The sequence below is a fragment of the Bradyrhizobium sp. MI1.3 genome (genome assembly GCF_055811695.1).
Genome location: NZ_JBVVPQ010000188.1, coordinates 1 through 2,232, shown reverse-complemented (window position 1 = coordinate 2,232; position 2,232 = coordinate 1). Strand labels below are relative to the sequence as shown.

Sequence of the window (2,232 nt, the reverse complement as noted above, 5' to 3'; positions counted from 1 at the left end):
ACCCCCCCCCCCCGGGGGCGCGGGGGGGCCCTTCTCTTAAACCCCCCCCCCCCGCCCCCCCCCCCCCCCCCCCCCCCCACCGCGGTGTTGCCGCCGCCGAAGGGCTATCTCCAGCGCCTGCGCGAGATCTGCGACAAGCACGGCATCCTCCTGATCTTCGACGAGGTCATCACCGGCTTCGGCCGCCTCGGCACGCCGTTCGCCGCCAACTTCTTCGGCGTCACGCCCGATATGATGACGACGGCCAAGGGCATCACCAACGGCACCATTCCCTGCGGCGCCGTGTTCGCGAGCCGCAAGGTGCATGACGGCCTGATGGTCGGCCCGGAGAACGCGATGGAGCTGTTCCACGGCTATACCTATTCGGCGCATCCGGTCGCCTGCGCCGCGGGCATCGCGACGCTCGACATCTACAAGGACGAGGGCCTGCTGACGCGCGGTGCGTCGATCTCCGAATACTGGCGCGATGCGCTGCATTCGCTGAAGGGCCTGCCCAACGTCGTCGACATCCGCAATTGCGGCCTGATGGGCGCGGTCGAGCTGTCACCCCGTGACGGTACCGTCGGCGTGCGTGGCTACGACGTCATGGTCGATTGCTTCAATCGCGGGCTGTACTTCCGCATGAGCGGCGATAGCTTTGCGCTGTCGCCTCCGCTCATCGTCGAGAAGAGCCACATCGACGATATCGTGTCGATCCTCGGCGATGCCATCAAGCGGGTGGCCTGATAATTGCTCTCGCCGTTGCGGAGTTCCTCTTGCAGCGGCGAGCGTGATGCCGCGGGAGTTTGACCAAGCGTGAAAGTTCTGATCCTCGGCAGCGGTGTCATCGGTGTCACCTCTGCCTACTACCTCGCGCGTGCCGGCCATGAGGTGACGGTTGTCGACCGTCAGCCCGAACCGGCGCTCGAGACCTCCTTTGCCAACGCCGGCGAAGTGTCGCCCGGCTATTCTTCGCCCTGGGCCGGCCCCGGCGTACCGGTGAAGGCGGTCAAATGGCTGCTGATGAAGCACGGCCCCCTTGTGATCCGGCCGAAGCTCGATCCCGTGATGTGGGTCTGGCTGCTGAAGATGCTGCGCAATTGCACCAGCGAACGCTACGCGATCAACAAGAGCCGGATGATTCCGATCGCGGAATATAGCCGCGATTGCCTGCGCGATCTGCGCCGCGACATCGGCATCCAGTATGACGAGCGCTCCCAGGGCACGCTGCAGCTGTTCCGCTACCAGGCCCAGCTCGACGGCACCGGTGAGGACATCGCCGTGCTCAAGCAGTACGGCGTGCCCTTCGAGGTGCTGAGCCGTGAGGGCTGCATTGCGGCCGAGCCGGCGCTGGCGGGCGTGAAGGAGAAGTTCGCGGGCGGACTTCGGCTGCCGCAGGACGAGACCGGCGACTGTCACATGTTCACGCAGGCGCTGGCCAAGCATGCCGAGGCGCTCGGCGTGCGCTTCATGTTCAACACCGGCATCGACCGCATCGTCACCGACGGCGCGCGCGTCAGCGGCGTCGTGACCAGCGCCGGAATGTTGCAGGCAGACGCTTACGTGCTCGCTCTCGGAAGCTGGTCGTCGCGGCTGGTCGCGCCGCTCGATATTTCGCTGCCGGTCTATCCCGTGAAGGGCTATTCGATCACGGTGCCGATCAAGGACGTTTCCGGCGCGCCGGAATCGACTGTGATGGACGAGAGCTACAAGGTGGCCATCACCCGTTTGGGAAATCGCATCCGCGTCGGCGGCACCGCCGAAATCTCCGGCTTCTCGAGCCAGCTCTATGATGCGCGCCGCGCCACGCTCGATCATTCGCTGACCGATCTGTTCCCGCGCGGCGGCGATCTCTCCAAGGCGACGTTCTGGAGCGGCCTGCGCCCGATGACCCCGGACGGCCCGCCCGTGATCGGCCCGACGCAATACGCCAACCTTCACCTCAACACCGGCCACGGCACGCTCGGCTGGACCATGTCCTGCGGCTCCGGCCGCGTGCTCGCCGACATGCTGTCGGGCAAGAAACCGGACATTGACGTGAGCGCGCTGACGGTGGACCGGTACAAGTACCGGTTCGGCTAAGACTCTATCCTCCCGTCATTGCGAGGAGCGAAGCGACGAAGCAATCCAGAGTGTCTCCGCGGTGAGAGTCTGGATTGCTTCGCTTCGCTCGCAATGATCTTCCCCCAAAAAAGTGGACATGGATCAAGCCGATTTTAGCTCCATCTCGACCGGGCTGATATAGCCGATGGC

At 65.1% G+C, this 2,232-nt stretch carries 1 protein-coding gene and 1 pseudogene; both read left to right on the top strand.

Annotated features, from left to right (window positions below):
- Positions 1-63: 63 nt before the first annotated feature.
- Positions 64-726 (top strand): annotated as a pseudogene (locus AC0L3A_RS40520) (aminotransferase class III-fold pyridoxal phosphate-dependent enzyme); the annotation flags it as partial.
- Positions 727-795: 69 nt separating this feature from the next.
- Positions 796-2,061, top strand: coding sequence for a D-amino acid dehydrogenase (locus AC0L3A_RS40515; protein WP_007600579.1), 1,266 nt, complete (start codon positions 796-798; stop codon positions 2,059-2,061).
- The last annotated feature ends 171 nt before the right edge of the window (positions 2,062-2,232 follow it).